This window comes from Rhizobium sp. CG5 (assembly GCF_023701945.1).
Lineage (GTDB): Bacteria > Pseudomonadota > Alphaproteobacteria > Rhizobiales > Rhizobiaceae > Allorhizobium.
Genome location: NZ_JABAEF010000026.1, coordinates 1 through 21,556 on the forward strand (window position 1 = coordinate 1; position 21,556 = coordinate 21,556).

Consider the following 21,556-nt stretch of genomic DNA (forward strand, 5'->3'; position numbering starts at 1 on the left):
GCCCGCCTCGTGCTCCTTCAGTATGCCGATAATCTGTTCGTCTGTGAAACGGTTGCGCTTCATTCTCTGGTCCTCTCAATAGGCCAGAGCTTACTTCAAAATGGATTAGTTCAGCGGGGCAAGGTCAAGCGGGGCAAGGTCAGAGACTTCCTGCAACACCGGCCGGCTTGCGAAGGGCAGATTTGTCAACGGCCAGAAACGCAAAAACCGCCCCGGTTATACCGAGGCGGAGATACTTTTATGTTTGAAGTGGTTGCGGGGGCGCACAACCAACGATACCGGCGATTAATTGCAAGCACTATTCCGCGGCTCGCGGCGTAGCAAAACGGGGTCCGGCGCGGCCTGGCGAACGTCCGCGCGAAAGGCGCTGACCCACCAAGAGTCACCGGTTTGACGAGCGAGGTCGATGCCCGTTACTCTTCTCCGTGTCTGACGCTAATTGGTCCTTGAGAATTTCGGGCTCTCATAACTCTTCGTAGCGTTTTTTCGCTGTATCACGGCCTGAACAAAGGTTGTATAAAGATGGCATTCCCTCGCAATGATGGATTGCGCACGGCAGACTGTGACCACCCATCAAGCCAATTTTTGGAATATTTATTGGTGAGTCATAAGTTCCAGTATTGGAGCATGGATTCGGGTCGGTCTTCGCGTTGATCGTGGTCAGTCCGACTTTCATCGGCTGGTTGTGAGGAGCTACCATATGGAAGAGCTTATCGAGGCTTATCTGGCGGCCTCGGCGAAACGCTTACCAGCTTGAATGTAAACGATGATATGGCTGGGCGTATCACCGCTATGGTCTGGCACGGCAAACTTGACGCCGGCATCCTTGCCGAAATGGCTCTAAGTCGATTTCCCGACGGATCGGACGGCGCGCGTGCTTCCCTGCCGGGTTTGATTGAGCTTCTGGCGCAATACACACCATCCTTGCGTGAAGAAGAAATCCCGCGGTCCAACCTTGCGGGATTTGCGCAGGTTTTAACTGATATTGCGGCCGTCACGGAAGCCGTTGGCAACCCGGCGATGGCGTATAATTTTTATGAGGTCATCGTTCATATTTTGGAAATTGGCGACTTTCCAGCCCTTGCCGTCGCTGAGAAACTCGACAGCTTGTCAAATCCGGACATGATTAACCAGCTTCATGGTGCAAAATGGCGGCTCGCTACGGAGCGGCTGCGTTACGCAATTGATAACAATGCCCATTGGCTTGCGGCGTTTGACGCTATCGAACTCGCGCTCACCTGCCTGGTTCCGCACCACGAACTTCGGCAGGGGCTATTCGAAAGACTCCAGGCGCGACTCCTGCACGCTGAGAACAACCCGCTTGGCGAATTGGCCTATGCCTTGCTCTTTGAAGCCCGGCCAGGCACTATCAGTGTATAAAAGCGGCGCAGCGCAATTTCAGCCATAGCTCAAAGTCAAGCTGGCCCCCTTCCGAAAGACTCTCATCTCGCAGCGATCGAGACGGTAGCGGCTGCCTTCGTACAAGCGACTACAGGTGATCTTCGGCTGAGCCTCTTGCCGACACAACCCATCGCACCAGCACCGCAAATCGACATACATGATTTACGGTCTCGGGACGATCGGCTGGCAAACGCGGTCCCGGTCGGCAGATCGTTAATTGCCGACCCCAAACGAACCGACGCGCTCCTCCTCGACATGGCGCATGAAATTGGCCACGCTGTTGTCCTCCAGGGCGCGCTGGGGGCACGACAGGCTCAATATCGCGCGGCGGTAACCTATTGCGAGCTTATGCTGCAGGGTCTCGCTGATCCGGATCGCGTGGATACTTCGCTGCATCGATTGCAAGCTCTGTCTGAACTTCCTGCGGGCGAGGCAGCGGCGGCGTTTGCCTACCGGCAGCTTGGAGCGGAGGAAAAGGCCGCCGCAGAGCGCGCGGTGTGTGCGCTCATGGCTTGAGGGCGTGTCGATGTATATCGAATTGCTATGCGATCCGAAGGACGACCCAAACAAGTTGAGATACTCGGCGACAGCAATTGCCTGCTTGAAAGCAATGAGCGGAATTCTCGATGCCCGGCGGCACGGAGTGTCTTCATCTTCTGGCACCCTCATTGAAATTCGTCTCATTGTCACTTTTGCTCGAAGCTAATTTTCGGCCGGGTGCTGCCGCATTGTGCGTAGATAAAATCATGAATGTAACCACCGGCGCTCAGAGCTATGGGCACGCCCGCGCATCTGGGCGTGCCCGCAGAAGCCCTATTCTCGTCGCACACGACATCGAATTGCGCCGCAAACATAGTCGCCGATGGGTGACCTAAATGTCCAAAATTGAAATTATAAAAACTGGACATGACCATCTTCTCAATTTCTTTGTAAGGGAGTGAACGGAGGCGAAAGGGCAGCCCTGTGGTGCTGTCAATCATGTCCTCGAAATCCTAGGCGAGATACCGGCTGCCAATAAGATTGAGCTCAACAACGCGTGGCAACAGGACAGACGTGCCCCAGACGAGATCACTCAAAATCAATTCGACTATTGCATGTTGTCATCCATACTGCAACGTCCTATAAAATTATCGTTCGATGCAGATTTGGGTATAGATATGGAGTTTGCACAACTCAGACATTTTGTGCTCCTGGCAGAGGTTTTACATTTCGGTCAATGCGCGCAAAAGCTCGGGATTGCCCAGCCTCACCTCAGCAGGTCGATCTCAAAACTAGAGAGCGAAATCGGGGTCAGGCTTTTCGACAGAACCAGTCGGCAGGTTTCATTGACCGACAGCGGTCGAGCATTTTTTGTCGAGGCTCGTGAAATACTAAAATCGGAACAGAGAGCGGTTCAACAGGCGCGGTTGGCAACCGCCAAGGAACGCCATCTCATTCGACTAGGATTCGTCTCCGCAGCCTCGTACATGCTTATGCCCAAGGCTATCCGCTTATCAACCACGATTGACAATACGCACTTCGAACTCCGCGAAGCGACAACCAACGAGCAGATCCAACTGCTCGACAACGGCCATCTCGATATAGGTCTCGGTCATCCGCCTATAGCGCCAAACAGCCGAATTAAATCAGACGTCTTCCTGGTAGATACCTTTGACGCCATCGTTCCAGAGGACCATTATCTTGCCCCACACGACAAAGTAGAATTCGGTCAATTGGCTCGTGAGCAGTTTATCATGTTCCCTGAAAGACAGGGCCCTATTTTATATGCGAAGATCCGCGAACTTTGTCACGCTGCAGGACACGAATTCTCCGTCATTCATGAAGCGTCACGACTTCAGACACAGCTTTTTCTTGTCGCGGCCGGCTTGGGCATCAGTCTGGTTCAATCACAGTCCTCCGCTATTCACGTTACCGGTACCAAGAGGTTAAAAATAGAGCCCTATCCCAGGGATTTGAACATCCAACTTGCCGCTTTCTGGGATGCGCGACGGCGGAATACACCCTTAAACAAATTTATCAACCACCTTAGAGCAATCGGCAAAGAGCAGACTAATATCAAAATTGATATCGAATAATTCCTAGATGACCATCGATGGTATCGATAGGATGTCGCATACTCCATTAGCCGCTCAAGGCCATTGATGGAGGTAAAGCAATGAAGCTGTTCAGATATATCGCGGTGACCATGATGCTTACCGCGTCACCCACCCAAGCTCATCATGGTTGGGGGTTCTATGCCACCGATCGCCCGATCTACCTAAGTGGGAAGATCACAGCCGTGGTTTGGCGTAATCCGCATCCTGAGATCGTCATCGACGTCACATCCGCCAGCGTTCCAGGGTCGTTCGCACAGCTGCCCATCCCCGCTGAACTTCGTGAACTCGGCTTTGACGATGTACTTGCGAAGACCGCGGCACCCGAGACGACCGGGGAATGGACGCTCGATCTCGCACCGATCAATAGATTAATGAGTTGGGGAATGCCACGGGAACCCAAAGTCGGTGACGAGATTCAGGCCGTGGCTTTTCCCTCATGCTCAGAGAAGAACGTTTCACGACCCGCCCTTATCGTAATTGATGGGATAGGTGTCCGCCAGCAATCGGTCGCATTGCCGGCGGGATGCAGCGGTCGTCCAAGGGGGTAAGCGGCAATGGATGCCTACTTGCACCTTGTTGAAACATGGCAACCTATACTGCAGTTTCGCAGCTCTGTTTGGGCCTATCCGATTGCAAGCTGGGTACACCTTATGGGCCTTGCCGTGCTTTTTGGGACCATCACCGCTGTTGATCTCGGCCTCATTGGGGTGGCCAAGAGCTTGAGAACGCAAACCATACGCTCAACCTTAATTCCAATGGCGCTCACCGGTTTCGGTATTGCCGTCGCGAGCGGCCTCTTGTTATTCGCCCCCGCAGCGCGAGAATACGCAAACAGCTCGTATTTTCTCCTGAAATTAGGCCTCATTGTTATCGCAGGAGCTAATGCCCTTCTCCTGCATCAAGTCTTAAGACGGGGGGTTCCAGATACCGCTATTGGATGCAAGCTTCTCGGCATAGCATCTATAGCGATATGGGGCATGGTAATCTTTTGCGGACGGATGCTGGCTTTCGGGTAACACATTTAAAATGTCCCGCACGTCAATGATGGATCAGATCTTTCCAGGCGGTTGCTGCAGTGACCGCCTGACTAAAACAACCCCAACTATTGACACTACCATTCCAGTGTTTTGAACAAGTGTCAGTGTTTCTCCGAAAATGATGAAGCTCAGTGCTGCAGCGATCGGGGGCGTTGACAAAACCAGCGATGTCACGCTGACGATATCCTGATTTCGGAGCAACCAGAGAAGGAGCACATACCCGCCTACCGACAATCCCATTGATGCCCAAAAAAGTGCGATCCACAGCACGGGATGAGATGACCAGGACCAAAGATCCCAAAATATTGCCGCTGACAGAGCCACCGCCGCCGCTCCAATATTTTGCAGAGCGCCCGCAGGTGCCAGATCGCATTGATTGAGCAACTTACTTTGTAAGAACGTTCCCAGCGTCACCGAGACAACCGCTATGGCCGCAGCAGAGTATCCGAGCCAATTCGCCTCCTGATCCGCAGCCGAAAACTGAGGCCCGAGCACCATGAACACACCCAGCGTTCCAACGATAAGCCCTTGCCAAACGAGACCTCGTGGTGGCGAACCCGACAGAAAGCTCACGACGACGGCGGTGATTGTGGGCTGGAATGCTCCGATTAGGGTCATGGCACCTACGCTCAAACCGGCTTCGACAGCGCGATAACCAGCGACTAAATAGCCCCCCTGAAGCAAGGCACCGGAAAGACAGTGCAATAAAATATGCTCCCTGTTGGGCCAAGTGGCACCGGAAACAGCACTCAAAATCGTGAAGAAACAAACAGCGATCGAGAACCGCATCAATAGGAAAACGCCGATCTCTGAAAAAGGACCTGCCGCTTTCGCGACTAGAAAGCCAGATGACCAACACAGAACCATCGCGACGGCGGCCAGGGATCGGTTAAGTCCAGAGCGTCGCATCGATCCGATGAAGATCGTCAAATCGCTGCCCCTTCTCCTCACGACAAGGCTTTGACCGCTTGAGCGGCGATCCGTAGAAGGTTGTCATCGTCATCTGGTCGACCAACAATCTGTAATCCGATAGGGAGACCGTCGCTACCGACGCCGGCAGGAATGGTAATCGCAGGACACCCAACAAAATTGGTCCACCAGAGGTTCGAAAGGTAACGTCGGGCGAAATCGGCACTCCCCTCAATCTCAGCAATGCGCGGCGCTACCATCGGAACAGTCGGCGAGAGTATGAAATCATACTTTTGAAAGATCTCTGAGCAATAGAGCGACGCCAGCCCTCGCTCATACATTGCAAGGGAATACTCGCTGCCCGTCCGCTTGCGGGCCCGGTCGAGGCGCTCACGGGTTTCAGCCGAGAATAGATGCTGCTGCTTCAGCGAACCCGCTCTCTCCATTTGAGCAAGCCTATCCGCATCCGAAATCACACCAAAAGCGGCCCGATAGGGGCTCATGTCGATCGTCTCTTGCTGCAGCGATGATGATGTCGACCCCCGCGATATCTGTTGAGCCGAATCGCGAGTGATCTTTAGTACGTCGATATCCGGAGGGCATTGCGGATCAAAAGTTGCAACCCATGCGAACCGAGGTGGCTGGCTTCCTCCGTGTGTGGCCCCGAGGTCAAGTTCATCCCGCGCTGGCAAGGTTTCCGGATCGGTGCGATCGTAGCCAGCCATATGGAAATGCAGTTTTGCGGTGAGGTCGACCGTGCGCGTGAAACTGCCGATGCCCGTGAAAAAGAGGTTCGTGCCGAAACTGCCTATCTTGGGCACTTTTCCATTTGAGGGGCAGAATCCGATGACCCCGCAAAAAGCTGCGGGTCCTCTGATTGAGCCTCCACTGTCGGTCGCGATGGAAGCATCCCCGACGCCGGCCGCGATAGCGGTGGCTGAACCGCCACTAGACCCACCAGCAGTTCGAGATCGATCAATAGGATTTAGGCACTCACCTCCCAACGGGCTCCGGGGTCGGACGTGCATTGCGAACTCTGCCAGATTACATTTTGCGAACACATCGACGCCCGCGTGCCGAAGTCGAGCAATCGGAACCGCATCATCGACGGGTTTAAACTCGGAGAAAGCCTGCGACCCTCCCGTCGTCAGGAGGTCCTTGGTGAAGAGGTCATCTTTGACCGACACTGTAATTCCGGACAGTGGGCCATCCCTCACATTACTCACGCCTTGATCGGATATGGCAAGAAAGGCGTGGTGCTTTTCCCGAAGCTCACGCGCCCTTAGTAGCAAGTCAGCTCGTTCTTGTAAAAAACCACGCGCATTCGACGATTTATCGAATGCCGCAACCGTGAGCGCTGCCGCTGTTCCAAAAAGTGCGTCTCTTCGTGTCAGCATTCTCTGGATGTCCTTATTATGAAGAAAGGCTCCTGGCCGCGATCAGCAGCCCCCGACCGCATTCTCGACTATCCGCGCTGACACTGCGTTTTCGATTGCTTGCATGATGTCAGTTGTCAGAAAATCCACTTTTTCCGTCGCGCCCAGATTCTCCACGAGTTGCTCGCGAGTGCTACCGCCAATAATCACAGTCGACACCATGGGCTGCTTGAGGCACCAGGCAAGGGCGAGTTGTGCGGGACTTATCTGAAGGTCGCCTGCTATGCGGGTCAGCACCTTCGACAAAGCGAGAATACGACTGCGGCTTTTGCCAAACGCAAGAGCTTGGACCCAACTCGTGCTCCGGTCATTCAACCGGCCGTCAGCTTCCGCTCGCTCATCATACCGACCGGACAAGATGCCTGAAGCGAGCGGTGACCAAGTCATCAACCCCAGTGAGGAGACCGCTCCGCCCCAGCCAACGAGCCGTTTATAAGTGTCCCGATGCACGACATTCAACTGTGGCTGTTCAATACTTGGACCAATGAGATGGTTTTTCCCTGCGATCTCGATCAGGCGTTCGATTTCCTCAGGCGGCCACTCGGACGTTCCCCAATAAAGAATTTTGCCTTGGAGGACGAGACTGTGCATTGTCCAGGCGAGTTCCTCAAGCGAGGTGTCGGGATCGTAACGGTGACAGAGCAGTATATCGATGTAATCCGTCTGTAGTCGTTGAAGAGAAGCGTCACATCCTGCCAAGATATGCTTGCGGCTCAGACCTTGCTGGGTTGGCCGAAGCGTCGCTCTTTTTTCCCGAGTCGTAGCGCCGAAATAGATTTTCGTGCAAATACAGTAAGCATCACGTGGAAAGGGACCCGTAGACAGGATATCTCCAATCAACAGCTCCACGTCTCCTCCTTCATAAGATTCTGCGGTGTCGATCAGATTGACACCGGCTTCGAGCGCATGATTGATATAGTCATGCGCATCGTTTCCCCAAATCTTCTTAGAGAGATTGAGCCAAGTCCCTACGGAGAGCGCAGACACTTTGAGAGATGTTTGGCCCAAACGTCGATACTGCATTTTAGACCCCCTATCTTGTGGGCTTATGATTATGCGACATCCACTCTGTTCGACGTCTCAGCGGGCAGGAGGCCCGTGATTTTTCCGGCAGAGCTCTTCCGGAAAGGCGATGTGTTGTAGCGGATCTCCAGAGGATAGACGTTGCGCGGAAATTCCTCGTGCAGCGCCCGGCCAATTTCTCTCCAAAGCTGTTGGATGACAAATCGGCTGCCTCTGCAGTGAAAGTGTACGACGAACCCCGCCCCGCGAAGCGTATCGGACGCGACAGCGACATAGAACTCAGCCTGCGAAAATCGCCGATTGAGAAATTCCTGGAGAAAATTAAGATCGGTATTTGCACCGTTTATCTGGATCACCCGGTCTAGCCGACCACAGAGAGCGAAGTGGCGCTCACCCGTGAACCGCACCAGATCGCCAGTGCGAACGTGCGGCAGCGCATTCGTAATCGCTTCGGCTGGACCTGTCCGAGGCTGAACACATCGGGGACCGGATACAATAAGCTCGGTCAGCAGGTCAGCCTCGGTGCGATTGGGAAGCACCTCCACGTCTGAAAACAATTCCCAGTCCTTCGGAAAGGACGATGTTCGCCGATGGGCAATCGCACCCGCCTCGGTCGATCCGTATATCTCCACACCATCGACCGTAAGGTCAGCCATGTCGACGACGGCGTCGACATACGCCGTTGAGATCGGACCGGCCGATTGCAAGATCGTCGTATGCTCGTTGCGCGAGAGCTTATCCCTGTCGCGCTCGATCGCTTTGTATGCCGCCGGTAAAGCAACGATGAGGAGCTTTCTTTCGGATCGGCTGATCGGACCGATGCCCAAAGAGATGGGGCAATACTGATAGGGAATGCCATGCCGAAGGGCGAACGCGAGACCACAGAAAAACCCGAAAGCATGATTCGCAGGTGCAAAGGAAATCACCTCGTTCGGAGTCGCTGGCATACAGCCAGAGACTGCCGCAACCTCCAGATCGACTTGACGAAGTGTCTTTGAAATAACCTTTGGCCTACCGGTCGAGCCCGACGTGCTAAAATATATCGTACTCGGAAGCTTCGAAAAGACTGGTTCTGCTCCTGCATCAGAAGACCAGGGACTAGTACGCAGTGAATCGTCAAGTTCCGATCGGAGGAGATTCGGGGAGCCTGGCTCAAAGATCTGCTCAACCAGTTCGTCGAAAGACAATGTTCTGACGTCCGTCATGAATAATCTCCTCTTGTCGTGGCGTAACGCTTGTCCTTATTTTGATGATTCGAGCGCTGTGTAGGATGTGCCAGGGACGACTACGCTCCTGCCAAAACGGCAGCATCGTCGAGCTTCTTCTCGCAAAACAACGCCAATGTGTTCAGGTCACGAAAATTGGTTTGAACATCGTCGCTGTATAGGTCGATCTGAAGATCGAACAGAATCTCGACCATTTCGACAAACTCGAGCGCGCGCAGGCTGTCAAAGTTGAGCTCTGCGATTTGTATAAAAGGGATATCAGCGGCGTCGTCAGCAATTGAAATACTGAAGTTATCGGTTATCCCTTGTGTGAGAGCTTTTCTAATCAGTTCAATCTCCATCTAGGCCACCCCTTGTTGGCGAGAATTTTCTGATGTCACATTGAGAAAATCATCCGGATTGACAGGTGCGAGGCCGACAAAGATGTATTCGTAGGACAATCCGTCCGCGAAGATTTCTCTCGTTTTTTCAAGAATTTCTCGCCTCCACTCTTTCGGTCGTTTCTGCGAAACTTCGATCGTCACTGAAGCAAAATTCCCGCTGATGCTCGGGCTGCGGTCGGCTAGTGACAATGGACCAGGATAAACATCCGACAGTTCTATGTGCTGCCAGATGAAGAGAAGGTGAGATAGCTTCACTCCCGAGCGACCGAAAACCACTGTAAGTCGACGCGTGATTTCCCGACGCTTCTGGGGTTCAGCGATGTTGCTAACAATGCGAACGGTTGGCATTTCGCGCTCCTCTATAAAACCAACTCGGGAAGCCGAAACAGCGGCTCGCCGAGTTTCCGGGAAAGGAGCCCGTGTAGTGGAAGGATAAGCGGGTCTTGCCGCGAGGCACCAAGCGGTGTCCAGCCGATGTATCCCTCACGGGTGATCAGCCGATCCAGGAAGCGTGAAATTTGCGCGGGAATTTCAAGACCGTTCGCCTGCAAGGCCAACACCGTTTGATAAGTAGCATATAGAGTAGGCGGACCGCCGAGTTGCTCGACATAACCGGACAACCGCATCCGCCGTGGCAGATGTTGCACCAGCGAAAGCCCGCCGTCCCTATCGCCGAGCTTGACAAGCAGCCGCGAGGCCTGCGCAGTTGACGATGTGGTGATGGGACCGTTGGGTACATTGGACCCAAGTCCTTCACGGATGCAGTTCCGGACGAACGATGTCAACCGCGCAACATCGACATGTTCGGCGAAAGGTTGTCCAAGAGATTCGAGGGCAGAAATAGCAGCGCTGGTTGACACGAGATCGGAGCCGCGACCTTGCCAGTAGCCAAACCCACCGTCCGGATTTTGTAGTCTCGAGATCCAGTTCGAGAGGCGTCCGGTGTCAGAAAACCGCCGTCCAGCATGGGCAAGAGCGACTGTCGCCCAAAGAGAGCAGCGGATTTCAGCACCCCGGCCCGGCATGTACATGATGCCGTCTTCCCAGGGCATATGCGCCCTTTGAAGCCACGCACTCAATTGCTCAACGCTATCGGTCTCTGCTTTGTTTACAGCTGAGAAAAGCGCTGATGCTGTCGTGAGCGCGTCACCGGCCGCTGACGGCTGCCGATATGTGTACCCGGCACCATCGACTGAAAAACTCTCGATTGCGCGCTGCACACGGTCCTTCTGACTGTCTTTGATCGTAACGTTCAGAGCTTGAAGAGCGCCAACAGCTGAGAAGTTTGCCCAAACATCAGATACTTCGTAATCCTCCCAACGCGCAAAACCTTCGGGCCGTTGGCGCTGGACGATCCAATTTTCGCATGCTTCTGGCTCCGAGGGCTGCCAGTTCTGTATTGTTAGTGCCTTTGTCGCCCTAAAGGTTGCCCACAGGCATGGAGTATATTCAGGCGAAAAACGAAATCCGCCGGACGGCGCCTGTTGCGACCGCAGCCAGCCGAGGAGGCGCTCATCATCCCATTTGACGTCGTGATCGAGCCCTGCTGCATGCTTTGCGTGTATCGCATAGTATGCGGCCCTTGTGTCGGTTTCCGCCGTCGCGATGTTCCAGGCAAGCCCGCCATCACCACGCTGAAGCCCTGAGAGCCAATCAGCTAACCTATGCCGGTTTGGAACCGGAAGCTGTAGTATCTCCTTGAAAACCCGGGTCGCATAATAGGTCGCCCAGACGTCTGCAGTCTGCCCCGGCATCATTGCAAAAGCGCCATCCTTGTCCTGAAGCGACGAAATCCATTCCACGAAAGGTTCGGTGGGGGCAACGGAATGGCCGATGTCAGCAAGCGTTTGACTGCAATAGAACGTTGCCCAAATGTCCGATGCGAGGCCGCGCTGCCATGAGAAGCTTCCGTCGGGATTCTGGCACGAATGAAGATATCCGGCGACGTGTTCGCGCTTTGCCAAATCAGGCAACCGGCCAATCCAACGCAGAGTACGAGTAGCCGCATAGGTGGCCCATAAGTCAGAGCCGAAAGTTCCAGCGCCGCCGTCAGCCGTCCTCAGAAATTCATAGGGCGGCGGAACGACCGCAGCTTGAGAGACCGCTACACTCATTTGCGTGCCTCCAAGATATTCGAGCGTTTCCAGTTTTTTAGACCAGCTCCGCTCTTTGTTGTAATCGGCAGCTGGCTGACGACCTCAACACGGACGTCGATACCGGCATCACCAAGTATACGGGTCGCATGCTGCATGATATGGTCGGTGGAAGAACCATCCGGCATTTGTTCAACGATCACCCGCGTGACCGATCCCTCTGCCATATCCAGCAAGTAACCTGTCACGTCTGGGATCTTGTAGATGTGGTTCTCTATGTCACCGGCGAGATAAGGCACATCCTTGATGAGGATCGCCTCCTCTTTTCGGCCAAGGACTTCCAGGCTGTGAAGGCCAGACTCTGGGGCCGTAATTGATACTGTGTCACCGGTTGCGATGCGCAGCATAGGCCGCGCAAATCCATGGAGCGATGAGATGATGAGTTCTCCTCGCGTGCCCTCCGCAAGCGGTGAGACCTCACCGTCATCATTTCGTAGCTCGCATAAAAACGAGTATTCGAGGACATTGAGCCGCCCGTTTCGACCCGCTGCCGCGATTGTACCTGTCTCCGTCGACCCATAACTGGCATTGTAGACTTCCGCCTGCCACCAATGGCCAAGTGAGCGCTTCAGGCTTTCTGTCACGACTTCGCCTGAAAGCATGATCTTGACGACACTGCTGGCAATATCATCAAAGCTCTTTCGCTGTCGAAGAACCCGTGTGAACTGCAACAGCGTGCCAGGTGCGCACCAAATGACGGTTGGTCGAAAATTTCGGAATAGGACTTCCATCCGATCCCAGGAAACTATGCCCTGCGTAAACGGGTAGCACCGCACTGCGGCAGACCCGATGATCTCACAGCAACCCGCTATTAAGTCGCCGATGGGCGCTATATCCGACGGCAGCAGCACAATGGACCGATCCGACCGATCGACGACCTCGCCCCAAAGCAATGAGACGCCGACATAATTCCAGACAATATCCTCAAAAGTACGTTTGGTCGGCGTCGGAACGCCTGTGGTTCCTGACGTCTCATAGTATTTTATGATTGACGCCACATCGGCTGCGTCGAATGCCGAATAGAATTCCTTGAAAGTCCTTTTGTTGACCGGGGTGATCGAATCAAATTTGTGTTTTGTAAAATTACCGATATGCCGGTAGTGCTCGCTGCGAGATGCCCTGTCCCATGCGGACGACAACCACTTGTCGGTTATCTCTCGGCGGAGATCTACATTGGTAGTGTTCCTGAATTGCAGGAGTTCATCGGCACATCGCCCGTGTAAATCGGAATGTTGAAATGGAAACGGGTAGCCCACTGCATTTCTCCAATCTGGTTTAATCGGCTATTCAAGAAACTCCATATGCAAGTCTGTTAATTCGGCATCTACACGGTGCCTTGCCCGTCTCATGGGGCGCAAATTTTCCTAGCTACGATGATACTGCTGCGACGCACAATCAATGCCAGAATTGTTATTGTGCGATGCAATATATGGAATGATTATAGGCGTTGATCTTTTTACGGCACTACGTACAGCCGTCCCAGCATCGCACCAGTCGTCGGGTCCGAAAGGCATATACTGACGATTGCGCCTGTATCGCTTTCAGAACTGGGTCGGCCATTTGCTTGAATGTGCTGCTCACGGGCGTGTAGAAAAGCCAAACCTGCTCATTGTGTCAGATGTGCAGGGTTGGACAACGCTCGACGGCGACCCCAGAGTTGCCGTGGACTGGACCTCGGTTGATTTCGCCCCATCGCAAATGTAGCCAAGATTACCGGGGAGCGCACATACGGCATCGCTCAGCCGGAGCATGCGCAGAGAACCGGTGATGTAATTTAGGCAACCTGGAAACTCCCGTGCCAACACCTTCGGAGCCTCATCGACGGCCGGATTGATGGCGTTGTCGGAGCAGATAAACAAGCGGTCGGCTCCCCGCTCTAGCCAGAGTGACTGATCCGAGAACTTTCGCTTAAGATCTGCAAGATTGCCGCTGGGGCATCCCAACGTTGTCTGAAAATCGATCTTGATATGTGGCGCACTGCCGAATTCACGTCCGAACCACTCATTAAAACGTTCGACACCTAGCCCGATGTACTCCGAGCAAACCGCTCCCAATATGAACCCACCCACTCCCCAGGCCGTTGTCCTGATGCTCATGGCGCTGGGGCAACCATATAGACGATACGAGCCCCCTCTACCGGGATTTCCAGCCTTAGCCATCCGCTAGCTTCGCTTATGCGGCACACAACACCGCCCTTGCCATCCTGAACAAACCCGCGTTTTTGCCCAGCGAATGCAGTCACACAATTGGCAACGAGATCGTCATTCTCCTTCAATAGGCTGGCGACAATGTCGGTTGCCTGGTTCAGATTGACGATGCTGCCCTCCACCTCCGACATTTTGATGAAATTGTCGAACCTACTGCGCAGGATATCCACCAATCCAGGCGGGCTGTCGGCATTACCTAGAAGTTCAGCCGAGGTAGAGTGAGGGCCCTGAATACTCTCCACTGCTATATCGCACCAGTTCTGGTCACGGACCTCAGTCGACCAACATGCCGCTGCGTTTTTTACCCACGCACCGTCCTCAGGTGGATCGTCCGGATTAAGATTGCAGGTACACTTCTCGCGAGTCGGATTTTCCGCCCCTGCCTCGCCTACCGGCCCCGCCAAGAACGAGATTGCTATCAGCAGGTACAGTAACCGCATGTCCTTGCCCCCAAACCAAGACCAATCCTACAAGGAACGCTTGCAAACACAACGTGCTAAAATGCCCGCGCGAAGGATCAAAACAACAAACAGCGCTGCCTGTTAAGCAACCAGGTTAGCCCGCGCTTTGCCTTCATTTCGAAGCTGGAAATGCGGTGGGTTGTTCCAAGATTGTCACCTTGGGCTGCATTTCGTCGGCACCGTGTCCGCTCGACCGCGTCAATCGCCACTTCAAGGCTCCCGCGCCGAACATGCTGTGGTTATCACGACCGACGGCCCGTCCATCGCGGCGGGTTCATCCACCATTCTGATCGCGGCGTGCAATATGTGTCGATCAAGTATTCCGAGCGACTGGCGGAAGCTGGCATCGAGCCTTCCGTCGGAAGTGTTGGCGACTCCTACGACAATGCTCTCGCCGAAACGATCAACGGCCTTTACAAGGCCGAGGTCATCCATCGCCGGGGACCATAGCGCAACTTCGAAGCCGTGGAGTTCGCCACACTCGAATGGGTGGATTGGTTCAACCACCGCCGTCTTCTGGAACCCATCGGAAACATCCCGCCAGCCGAGGCCGAAGACCGACATTACGCCATGCTGAAAGCGCCAGCCATGGCCGCATAACTTAAACCAACGGTCTCCGGCAAATCCGGCGCGGTTCAGGTTGTTTCCTAGCGCAAGCCTGACGTCTGTCAACGGGCCTTAAGCGGTCCGTTGTTATTGAGAAAATGTTTGGGAATCTCGGTTGGCTGATGCCTTGGGGACTGACATAGTCCATGATCCGCCAGGACGGAAATGACCCGACAATTGACAACCTTGTCGTGGTGACATTCCCCGATCATTCGTTTGAGTTCGACCTGCAGCGCCTGAAGCTGTGAGATACGCTTTTCGACTTCGATCAGATGTGCCCTGGCGATGGCGTCCGCCTCCACGCAGGAGGAGTTCGGGACCTCCGTCAGGTGCAGGAGATCACGGATTGCTTCGACTTCGAAACCGAGATCTCGCGCATGGCGGATGAAGCGCAGCCTGTCCACGGCGGAACGCTCATAGGATCGGCGGTTGCCCTCGGTGCGGGAGACAGCCGGCATCAGCCCGATCGTCTCGTAATAGCGGATCGTTGGGATCTTGACCTGGGCCTGCTTCGACAGCTCTCCGATGGTGATAGTCATGTGTTCTCCGTCTTTCGATGATCAATCCGATGCCTTGGGCCAGGAAGTATGAAGGTCGTCAATCACGAAACGATGGCTGTGCCGATACGCCGAAACCGAGATGCCGGAAGCAAGGTGTGGGTGATCTGGCGGAAGATCCGCATGGGAGTGTTCCAGAACCTCCGGATCGTCGGCCGGCCACAGGACAACGGCAAGCATGAAGGCGAGCAGGCTGATGGCACCAAGCGCCGCCGCGGCAAGACTGACGCCGAGGAGCGCCGTTAGTCCACCGACCAGGGCATAGCCTGCCAGCCAGCAGAGATGCGATTGCATGACCTGCGTCGCGAAAAGACGCGGTAGACCGTCATAAGACGCCGATCGGCGAACAATCCTGCTCGCTGCGATCAATGAGAGGCTGTACCCGGCCCCCATTACCAGCCAAAGGGGCAGCAGTGCTGCCAGACCCTGCGTAATCGATTCGGCAAAAGTCAAAGCAGCCATGATGGCGCTTGCTCCAAGTATAGCAGTCCTGTCGGCGATCCTGCCGAGCAAGCGCGGCGAGACAATGGAGGAGGTCGCGGCACCGATACCGAAGGCGGCATAGGCAATTGCGGTATAGCGCTCGGAAAGGCCAAATTTGCCCTGCACCAGAACGACGGTATTGAGGAAGATCGTCGCGGCAGCGATGGCGACGGCGAGATCCGCGAAAACGAGGCCGCGCAGCCTCGGCGTCGCCAGATAGATGCGTATGCCGTCGAGCGCGGCGCGCCAGGGCGCGGTTTTGACTTGATCCACCGACCGTTTCGGCACCAAGGCCCCGGACAGGATCAGTGCCGCGATCACGAAGCCGCCGATGGTGAAGAAGAAAAGGCTTGAGGGGCTGACCGTCATCAGCAGCAGGCCCGCGATCATCGGGCTGACGAGCTGTTCCATCGAATAGGAAAGACGCGTCATGCCGACCGCTCGGGTGAATTCCTCCTCCTCGGGAAAGACGTCGCTGGTCACAGCCTGCATGAGAGGCACGAAGGCGGCCGTGGCGGCATGCATCAGAAAGACGAGTATGGTCGCTTGCCAGACGCTGTCGGAAAAGGGCAGGAAGGACACGACCACCGCCCTGAACAGACAGAGACCGATCAGGAGGAGGCGTCGATCCGTTTTCTGACCGAACCCAGCTGAGAGCGGCGCGATCGTGATGAAGGCCAGCATCTTCAGGATATAGAAGAGACCGATCAGAGCGCTAGCCTGATCTCCGGCCAGCGTGAAGGCGAAATAGGCGAGGCCGACAATGGTGATGCCGTTGCCCAGGAGGCCCAGCGTCTGGCCGCCGAACAGGAGCACGAAAGTCCGGTTGCCGAAGATCCCGCTCATGGCGCTGTCTGTCTATTCGGTTTGAGCTCCATGACGGGTACGGAATATTCGAGCAGCGAGCTGTAGGGCGTGAAACCGCATCTCAGCCAGAAAACTCGCCCCCCCGGATTGTTCTCGATGACCTCGAGCACGACGCGGTCTTCCGGATGGAACCGACTTTCGGCCAGCGCGCCGAAGGCGATCTGGCCCATTCCGTCTTGGCGATAGTGGCGCACGATATAGAACTGCCTGAGAAACACGCGCTGGTTTCCGGGATTGGTGGGATCGGCCTCACGCCGATGGGTCGCATAGCCTACGACCTCGTCGTCCAGCAGGAAAAGATCGACGCTCCACCCTTCCTGATCGACGAAGCGATGAAATCGCTCCTCCATCTCCGCGACGGTCATCGGGTTGCGATGGCCTTCGTCATCTGCAAGTTCTCGGTTCATCCGGGCCAGAAGCTGGAAGTCGCCAGGCTGATGGGGACGCAGCGTGACCTTGCCGGCGAACCGAAGCGGCTTAGCAGCTTCGCCTGCGCGCGATGGGTTTCCGCTTCCGGTGCTGTCGCCATGCGGGCCGAGATATTGCAGCACCCGGTCGCGCTCGGTCAGAATATGGCCGCGAAGCGCGCTGATTAGCCGGTCCGCGCTGCGTTCGCGCAAAGCGCCGTAGATCACCGCATGATCGGCCGCCGCATTGCGCAACTGCTCGGAATCCGGGTTCATCATCAGGTGAACGAGGCGAAGCTCGGTTGCCAGTTTACTGAAGGTCTCGGCGATGCGGAAATTATGGCCGGCCCTGCAAAGCGCCAGATGGAACTCGACATCCGCCTCGATCATCAGGCCGCGCGCGTTGGAAAGCGCCGCCGTCTCCGTATTTCTCAGCGCCTCCTCGATCGCACGCAAATCGTCGGGTGCGGCGATGCGGACGGCGTCATTGGCCGCGGTGCATTCCAGGATCTCGCGCAGGGCATAGATCTCCGCCACCTCGCGTTGGTTGAGCTTGCGGACATAGGAACCCCGATAGGCGAATGCCTCTAGTAGGCCCGCCTCCTGCAGCTGCTTGGAGGCCTCGCGCACTGGCCCACGACTGACATTGAGCCGTTCTGCGATCTCGACCTCGTTCAGCTTGTCGCCGGGACGAAGTTCTCCGCTCAATATGATGTTGGTGATCTCCTCGACTACTATTTGCGCCAAGGGCTTACGGACTGTCTGGACAATTTTGGGGACTGTGGATGGCATTCTGAATCCTCGTTGGCTGATGGCACACTAACATTCCAAAATGCAAAAGTGAAACTTTTTATTGTTGACAATTTAATGTTTAACGACAACATTTGGGGCACAGACGCTTCCGTCCGGAGCCACTTGGCCATGCCAACCTACGAAATTACCGCCGACCTCCTCTCAATCGCCAACAGGAATCTGTCGTGGCTTTTCACAGAGGATTTCAAGACTGAGCCGCTATGGTGGGATCTCGTGCAACCACAGAGAGTGCAAGCGACACTGCCGGAGAGCGCCGATCTCGTCATCGTCGGCGCGGGCATCTGCGGATTGAGCGCAGCCATGCGGGCGCTTGACCTGGGGGCGGATACCGTCGTCTTGGATGCGGGCCCGATTGCTGGTGGGGCGACATCGCGCAGCGGGGCCATGGTTTCCAGCGCCCAGAAACTCCTGATCAGCGGAGCGGCCGGCGACCTCGACAAGGACATCGTCGCCGACCTGATTGACGAGCACAACCAAGCCCTCGATCATATCAAGCAAACCAAGGCACGCGATGGCGTCGATACCGGTTTCCAAGCCAGCGGCAGGCTCTTTCTGGCGGCGGCCCCTCGCGACGTGGAGCGGTTTGCCGCGCATGCGCGCATCCTGAGGGAGCGCGGCGGCATGACGGCGCGTGTTGTAGAAGCACGTGACCTCGGTGGCGAGATCGACACGAGCCACTATCACGGCGGACTTCTGGTGGAGGAATTCGGCGGACTTCACCCTTCATTGTTCGCCAATTCGCTCGCGGCCAACATCCGCAGGCGCGGTGCGATCCTGCGTTCACATACACGGGTGATTGAAGTGATGCGAGACGGCAACGCCTTCCTCGTCAAGAGCAGCTCCGGAACAATCCGCGCGCGAAAAGTGCTGTTCGCTACTAATGGCTATACTGATACGGCCATGCCCGCGGTCAGGCGGCGCATCGCGCCCGTAGGTTCCTTCATGATCGCGACAGAGGAGTTGGGGAGCGACGAGGTCGCCAGATACATGCCGGGCATGCGGATGTACTCCGACACCAAGCGCAATCTCTGGTTTTTCCGCCCCTCGACCGATGGACGCCGCATCCTGTTCGGTGCGCGACCCGGCATTCTACCGCGCGATCCTCGCAACGCCGCCGTCCACCTGCACGGCTTCATGTCCGCCGTCTTCCCCGGTCTCAAAGCCACGCGGATAAGTCATGCGTGGACCGGAACTATAGCCATGACCCGTCTCCATGTTCAACATATCGGTGAGCGCGACGGCGTTTGGTTCGCGGTGGGATGCAACGGAAGCGGCATTACCATCATGCCCTGGCTCGGGCGCCTCGCGGTCGAGCGGATGCTCGGCCATCGCAACGCACCCACAGTGTTCGAGAGAATACCTTTCGGGATGATGCCAAATCTTGCTGGACTTCCTTGGTACGTCCCTTTCGCGGCTGGATATTTCGGCTTTCGCGACTGGCTGGACCGCAAACGGGCGGGACTTTGAATTGAAACGAGGGTCACGAACTTGACTGCGATAAATACATCTATCTCCGCTGGAGATGTTTCCGAATGGACATCCAGGGCCGACGCAATACGGCCGGAAGGTCGCGCATTCATTCACGGCAGATATCTTCCGGCGGCCAGCGGCAAGACATTCGATTGCATCAACCCAGCGACTGGCAAGACAATCGCGCAGGTCGCTTCCTGCGCTACGTCGGATGTCGATGCGGCCGTAAAATCCGCTCGCAAGGCCTTTGATACAGGGACATGGTCGCAATGCGATCCGTCCGAGCGACGCAAGTCCCTGATCAGACTTGCAGACCTGATCGAAGGCGCGCGGGAAGAACTGGCGCTGCTCGAAACGCTCGATACCGGCAAGCTCTTGCGGGATTCGCTGACACTGGACATTCCCGGTTCGGCGGATGTCTTCCGCTTCTTCGGCGAGGCCTGCGACAAGCTGCTTGACGAGGCCGTGCCGGCCGGATCGGAGGCATTGGCCACGATTACCCGCGAACCAGTGGGCATCGTCGGCGCGGTCGTGCCCTGGAACTTCCCGCTTAAGATGGCAGCCTGGAAATGCGCGCCCGCGCTTGCCGCGGGCAACAGCGTCATTCTCAAGCCTGCGGAACAGAGCCCGCTCACCGCGATCAGGATCGCCGCGCTCGCCGTGGAGGCTGGAATTCCCGAGGGCGTGTTCAATGTTCTGCCTGGTTTCGGACCCGAAGTCGGCGCGCCGATCGGCCTGCATTGCGACATCGACTGCGTCGGCTTCACGGGCTCGACGGAGATCGGCAAGCGGTTCATGACCTATGCCGGCCGGTCGAACATGAAGCGCATCTGGCTGGAATGCGGTGGCAAGAGCGCCTTCGTGGTCTTCCCGGACTGCAAGGATCTGAAAGCGGCGGCCCAGGCTGCTGCGGCCGGGATTTTCTTCAATCAGGGCGAAGTCTGCTCGGCGACGTCCCGCCTCTTCGTCCATGAAGACATCACCAAGGAATTAACCCCTCTCCTGCTCGAGGCTGCCATGGCCTATCAACCTGGAAACCCGCTCGATCAGGCGTCTGGCATGGGCGCAATGATCAGTGAGGAGCAAACGCAACGGGTGCTCGGCTATATCGAGAAGGGCCGCGGCGAAGCCGATATCCTCATCGGGGGCCATCGGATCTTGCAGGAGACCGGGGGTAGTTTCATCGCGCCGACCATCTTCAACGGAGTTTCCGCCCAAGCGGTGATCGCTACGGATGAGATCTTCGGCCCCGTGCTCTCCGTCATTCCGTTCAAGACCGAGGCCGAGGTCGTGGCGGCCGCCAACTCTTCCATATATGGCCTTGGGGCATCAGTCTGGACGAATGATCTCGACCGCGCCATCCGACTGTCGCGTGCCATGCATGTCGGCAGTGTCAGCATCAACACGGTGGACCATGTCGATCTGCGCACGCCCTTTGGCGGCGTCAAGCAATCCGGCAACGGCCGTGATCTATCGTTACATGCTTTCGACAAGTATTGCGATCTTAAGACAACATGGATCGCCCTACAGGGAGGTCCGGTATGAGCGCCATTACGCTACGCCGCGCGTCCGAAGCAGATCTTCTAAGGATCGCCAGCATGAATCGCGAACTCATCCAGGACGAAGGCCATCGTAACCCGATGACCCTGGTTCAGTTGGAGGATCGCGCCCGCGAATTCCTGTGCAAGGGAGACTGGTATATCGACCTTCTGGAAACGGATGGGAAGGTCGCCGGCTTCGCGACTTGGCGCGAGGAGGACGACATCACAGAGCTTTCCGGCAAGCGCATATATCTGCGGCAATTCTACATCGCCCGCGATGTGCGTGGCGGCGGGATGGGCCGACGAGCCTTCGAAGCGTTGATGTCGCAACGGTTTCCCCCCGATTCCCGTATTCTTCTTGAGGTGCTGCACAGCAATCCGGGAGGCCAGGAATTTTGGGCCAAGATGGATTTCACGCCCTATTCGCAGCTCGTAGAGCGGCGGTCTCCCGCAACAAAATCAAAATCTTAGCGTAAGGAT

22 protein-coding genes and 1 pseudogene are annotated in these 21,556 nt (G+C 55.9%); 9 read left to right on the top strand and 14 right to left on the bottom strand.

The window, feature by feature from the left end; translation table 11 throughout:
• Both HGO38_RS27845 and HGO38_RS27850 read left to right on the top strand, forming a co-directional pair.
• Positions 1-321, top strand: a 321-nt coding sequence (locus HGO38_RS27845; protein ID WP_250959070.1) for a hypothetical protein, incomplete at its 5' end; no start/stop codon positions are given.
• 432 nt (positions 322-753) lie between these two features.
• Positions 754-1,380 carry a hypothetical protein gene (locus HGO38_RS27850; RefSeq protein ID WP_250959071.1) on the top strand — a complete coding sequence of 209 codons (627 nt, stop codon included), beginning with the start codon at positions 754-756 and terminating at the stop codon, positions 1,378-1,380.
• Between the two features lie 234 nt (positions 1,381-1,614).
• Here the strand turns inward: HGO38_RS27850 and HGO38_RS27855 are convergent, their stop codons facing one another.
• The gene (locus HGO38_RS27855; RefSeq protein ID WP_250959072.1) at positions 1,615-2,070 is read right to left on the bottom strand and encodes a hypothetical protein; all 456 of its coding nucleotides are present in this window, start codon (positions 2,068-2,070) and stop codon (positions 1,615-1,617) included.
• A 17-nt stretch (positions 2,071-2,087) separates the two neighbouring features.
• Positions 2,088-2,381: a hypothetical protein gene (locus HGO38_RS27860; protein ID WP_250959073.1), complete on the bottom strand. Its 294-nt coding sequence runs from the start codon at positions 2,379-2,381 to the stop codon at positions 2,088-2,090.
• A 177-nt stretch (positions 2,382-2,558) separates the two neighbouring features.
• Between HGO38_RS27860 and HGO38_RS27865 the strand changes: the two genes are divergently transcribed.
• The 3 genes from HGO38_RS27865 to HGO38_RS27875 all read left to right on the top strand — a co-directional run bounded on the left by HGO38_RS27865 (position 2,559) and on the right by HGO38_RS27875 (position 4,513).
• The gene (locus HGO38_RS27865; RefSeq protein ID WP_250959074.1) at positions 2,559-3,476 is read left to right on the top strand and encodes a LysR family transcriptional regulator; all 918 of its coding nucleotides are present in this window, start codon (positions 2,559-2,561) and stop codon (positions 3,474-3,476) included.
• A gap of 80 nt (positions 3,477-3,556) precedes the next feature.
• A complete protein-coding gene (locus HGO38_RS27870) occupies positions 3,557-4,045 on the top strand; it encodes a DUF6152 family protein (protein ID WP_250959075.1) in 489 nt (162 codons plus the stop codon).
• 6 nt (positions 4,046-4,051) lie between these two features.
• Positions 4,052-4,513 (top strand): hypothetical protein, encoded by a 462-nt coding sequence (locus HGO38_RS27875; protein ID WP_250959076.1) that lies wholly within the window; start codon positions 4,052-4,054, stop codon positions 4,511-4,513.
• 33 nt (positions 4,514-4,546) lie between these two features.
• Here HGO38_RS27875 and HGO38_RS27880 read toward each other — a convergent pair whose 3' ends face one another.
• From HGO38_RS27880 to HGO38_RS27920, 9 genes are all read right to left on the bottom strand, one after another.
• Positions 4,547-5,464: a DMT family transporter gene (locus tag HGO38_RS27880; RefSeq protein ID WP_250959077.1), complete on the bottom strand. Its 918-nt coding sequence runs from the start codon at positions 5,462-5,464 to the stop codon at positions 4,547-4,549.
• A 17-nt stretch (positions 5,465-5,481) separates the two neighbouring features.
• Positions 5,482-6,840, bottom strand: coding sequence for an amidase (locus tag HGO38_RS27885; protein WP_250959078.1), 1,359 nt, complete (start codon positions 6,838-6,840; stop codon positions 5,482-5,484).
• A gap of 42 nt (positions 6,841-6,882) precedes the next feature.
• Positions 6,883-7,902, bottom strand: a complete 1,020-nt coding sequence (locus HGO38_RS27890; protein WP_250959079.1) for an aldo/keto reductase — start codon at positions 7,900-7,902, stop codon at positions 6,883-6,885.
• A gap of 29 nt (positions 7,903-7,931) precedes the next feature.
• Positions 7,932-9,107: an AMP-binding protein gene (locus tag HGO38_RS27895; protein ID WP_250959080.1), complete on the bottom strand. Its 1,176-nt coding sequence runs from the start codon at positions 9,105-9,107 to the stop codon at positions 7,932-7,934.
• Positions 9,108-9,187: 80 nt separating this feature from the next.
• On the bottom strand, positions 9,188-9,469 hold the full coding sequence (locus tag HGO38_RS27900) for a hypothetical protein (RefSeq protein WP_250959081.1): 282 nt from the start codon (positions 9,467-9,469) through the stop codon (positions 9,188-9,190).
• On the bottom strand, positions 9,470-9,859 hold the full coding sequence (locus HGO38_RS27905) for a hypothetical protein (protein WP_250959082.1): 390 nt from the start codon (positions 9,857-9,859) through the stop codon (positions 9,470-9,472).
• A gap of 11 nt (positions 9,860-9,870) precedes the next feature.
• Positions 9,871-11,625, bottom strand: a complete 1,755-nt coding sequence (locus tag HGO38_RS27910) for a prenyltransferase/squalene oxidase repeat-containing protein (protein ID WP_250959083.1) — start codon at positions 11,623-11,625, stop codon at positions 9,871-9,873.
• The gene (locus HGO38_RS27915; protein WP_250959084.1) at positions 11,622-12,920 is read right to left on the bottom strand and encodes a phenylacetate--CoA ligase family protein; all 1,299 of its coding nucleotides are present in this window, start codon (positions 12,918-12,920) and stop codon (positions 11,622-11,624) included. The genes HGO38_RS27910 and HGO38_RS27915 overlap by 4 nt, the downstream gene beginning before the upstream one ends.
• An 836-nt stretch (positions 12,921-13,756) precedes the next feature.
• Positions 13,757-14,311: a hypothetical protein gene (locus HGO38_RS27920; protein WP_250959085.1), complete on the bottom strand. Its 555-nt coding sequence runs from the start codon at positions 14,309-14,311 to the stop codon at positions 13,757-13,759.
• A gap of 194 nt (positions 14,312-14,505) precedes the next feature.
• On the opposite strand from HGO38_RS27920, the pseudogene HGO38_RS27925 reads away from it, so the two are divergent.
• A pseudogene (locus HGO38_RS27925) lies at positions 14,506-14,932 on the top strand (integrase core domain-containing protein); the annotation flags it as partial.
• Between the two features lie 68 nt (positions 14,933-15,000).
• Here the strand turns inward: HGO38_RS27925 and HGO38_RS27930 are convergent.
• The 3 genes from HGO38_RS27930 to HGO38_RS27940 are packed head-to-tail and all read right to left on the bottom strand — an operon-like array spanning position 15,001 to position 18,044.
• Positions 15,001-15,477, bottom strand: a complete 477-nt coding sequence (locus HGO38_RS27930; protein ID WP_250959086.1) for a MerR family transcriptional regulator — start codon at positions 15,475-15,477, stop codon at positions 15,001-15,003.
• 21 nt (positions 15,478-15,498) lie between these two features.
• The gene (locus HGO38_RS27935; RefSeq protein WP_250959087.1) at positions 15,499-16,824 is read right to left on the bottom strand and encodes an MFS transporter; all 1,326 of its coding nucleotides are present in this window, start codon (positions 16,822-16,824) and stop codon (positions 15,499-15,501) included.
• Positions 16,821-18,044, bottom strand: a complete 1,224-nt coding sequence (locus HGO38_RS27940; RefSeq protein ID WP_284739588.1) for a GNAT family N-acetyltransferase — start codon at positions 18,042-18,044, stop codon at positions 16,821-16,823. The genes HGO38_RS27935 and HGO38_RS27940 overlap by 4 nt, the downstream gene beginning before the upstream one ends.
• A 129-nt stretch (positions 18,045-18,173) precedes the next feature.
• On the opposite strand from HGO38_RS27940, the gene HGO38_RS27945 reads away from it, so the two are divergent.
• The 3 genes from HGO38_RS27945 to HGO38_RS27955 are packed head-to-tail and all read left to right on the top strand — an operon-like array spanning position 18,174 to position 21,547.
• The gene (locus HGO38_RS27945; RefSeq protein ID WP_250959089.1) at positions 18,174-19,532 is read left to right on the top strand and encodes an NAD(P)/FAD-dependent oxidoreductase; all 1,359 of its coding nucleotides are present in this window, start codon (positions 18,174-18,176) and stop codon (positions 19,530-19,532) included.
• 21 nt (positions 19,533-19,553) lie between these two features.
• Positions 19,554-21,080 carry an aldehyde dehydrogenase gene (locus HGO38_RS27950; protein WP_250959090.1) on the top strand — a complete coding sequence of 509 codons (1,527 nt, stop codon included), beginning with the start codon at positions 19,554-19,556 and terminating at the stop codon, positions 21,078-21,080.
• Positions 21,077-21,547 carry a GNAT family N-acetyltransferase gene (locus HGO38_RS27955; RefSeq protein WP_250959091.1) on the top strand — a complete coding sequence of 157 codons (471 nt, stop codon included), beginning with the start codon at positions 21,077-21,079 and terminating at the stop codon, positions 21,545-21,547. Before HGO38_RS27950 ends, HGO38_RS27955 begins: the two co-directional genes overlap by 4 nt.
• Positions 21,548-21,556: the final 9 nt, after the last annotated feature.

Bases quoted from the DNA above. Each gene is read 5' to 3' on its own strand.
- HGO38_RS27855 (WP_250959072.1), bottom strand. From the start codon at position 2,070: ATGAGGGTGCCAGAAGATGAAGACACTCCGTGCCGCCGGGCATCGAGA.
- HGO38_RS27860 (WP_250959073.1), bottom strand. From the start codon at position 2,381: ATGATTGACAGCACCACAGGGCTGCCCTTTCGCCTCCGTTCACTCCCT.
- HGO38_RS27865 (WP_250959074.1), top strand. From the start codon at position 2,559: ATGGAGTTTGCACAACTCAGACATTTTGTGCTCCTGGCAGAGGTTTTA.
- HGO38_RS27870 (WP_250959075.1), top strand. From the start codon at position 3,557: ATGAAGCTGTTCAGATATATCGCGGTGACCATGATGCTTACCGCGTCA.
- HGO38_RS27875 (WP_250959076.1), top strand. From the start codon at position 4,052: ATGGATGCCTACTTGCACCTTGTTGAAACATGGCAACCTATACTGCAG.
- HGO38_RS27885 (WP_250959078.1), bottom strand. From the start codon at position 6,840: ATGCTGACACGAAGAGACGCACTTTTTGGAACAGCGGCAGCGCTCACG.
- HGO38_RS27890 (WP_250959079.1), bottom strand. From the start codon at position 7,902: ATGCAGTATCGACGTTTGGGCCAAACATCTCTCAAAGTGTCTGCGCTC.
- HGO38_RS27895 (WP_250959080.1), bottom strand. From the start codon at position 9,107: ATGACGGACGTCAGAACATTGTCTTTCGACGAACTGGTTGAGCAGATC.
- HGO38_RS27900 (WP_250959081.1), bottom strand. From the start codon at position 9,469: ATGGAGATTGAACTGATTAGAAAAGCTCTCACACAAGGGATAACCGAT.
- HGO38_RS27905 (WP_250959082.1), bottom strand. From the start codon at position 9,859: ATGCCAACCGTTCGCATTGTTAGCAACATCGCTGAACCCCAGAAGCGT.
- HGO38_RS27910 (WP_250959083.1), bottom strand. From the start codon at position 11,625: ATGAGTGTAGCGGTCTCTCAAGCTGCGGTCGTTCCGCCGCCCTATGAA.
- HGO38_RS27920 (WP_250959085.1), bottom strand. From the start codon at position 14,311: ATGCGGTTACTGTACCTGCTGATAGCAATCTCGTTCTTGGCGGGGCCG.
- HGO38_RS27930 (WP_250959086.1), bottom strand. From the start codon at position 15,477: ATGACTATCACCATCGGAGAGCTGTCGAAGCAGGCCCAGGTCAAGATC.
- HGO38_RS27935 (WP_250959087.1), bottom strand. From the start codon at position 16,824: ATGAGCGGGATCTTCGGCAACCGGACTTTCGTGCTCCTGTTCGGCGGC.
- HGO38_RS27940 (WP_284739588.1), bottom strand. From the start codon at position 18,044: ATGCCATCCACAGTCCCCAAAATTGTCCAGACAGTCCGTAAGCCCTTG.
- HGO38_RS27945 (WP_250959089.1), top strand. From the start codon at position 18,174: ATGCCAACCTACGAAATTACCGCCGACCTCCTCTCAATCGCCAACAGG.
- HGO38_RS27955 (WP_250959091.1), top strand. From the start codon at position 21,077: ATGAGCGCCATTACGCTACGCCGCGCGTCCGAAGCAGATCTTCTAAGG.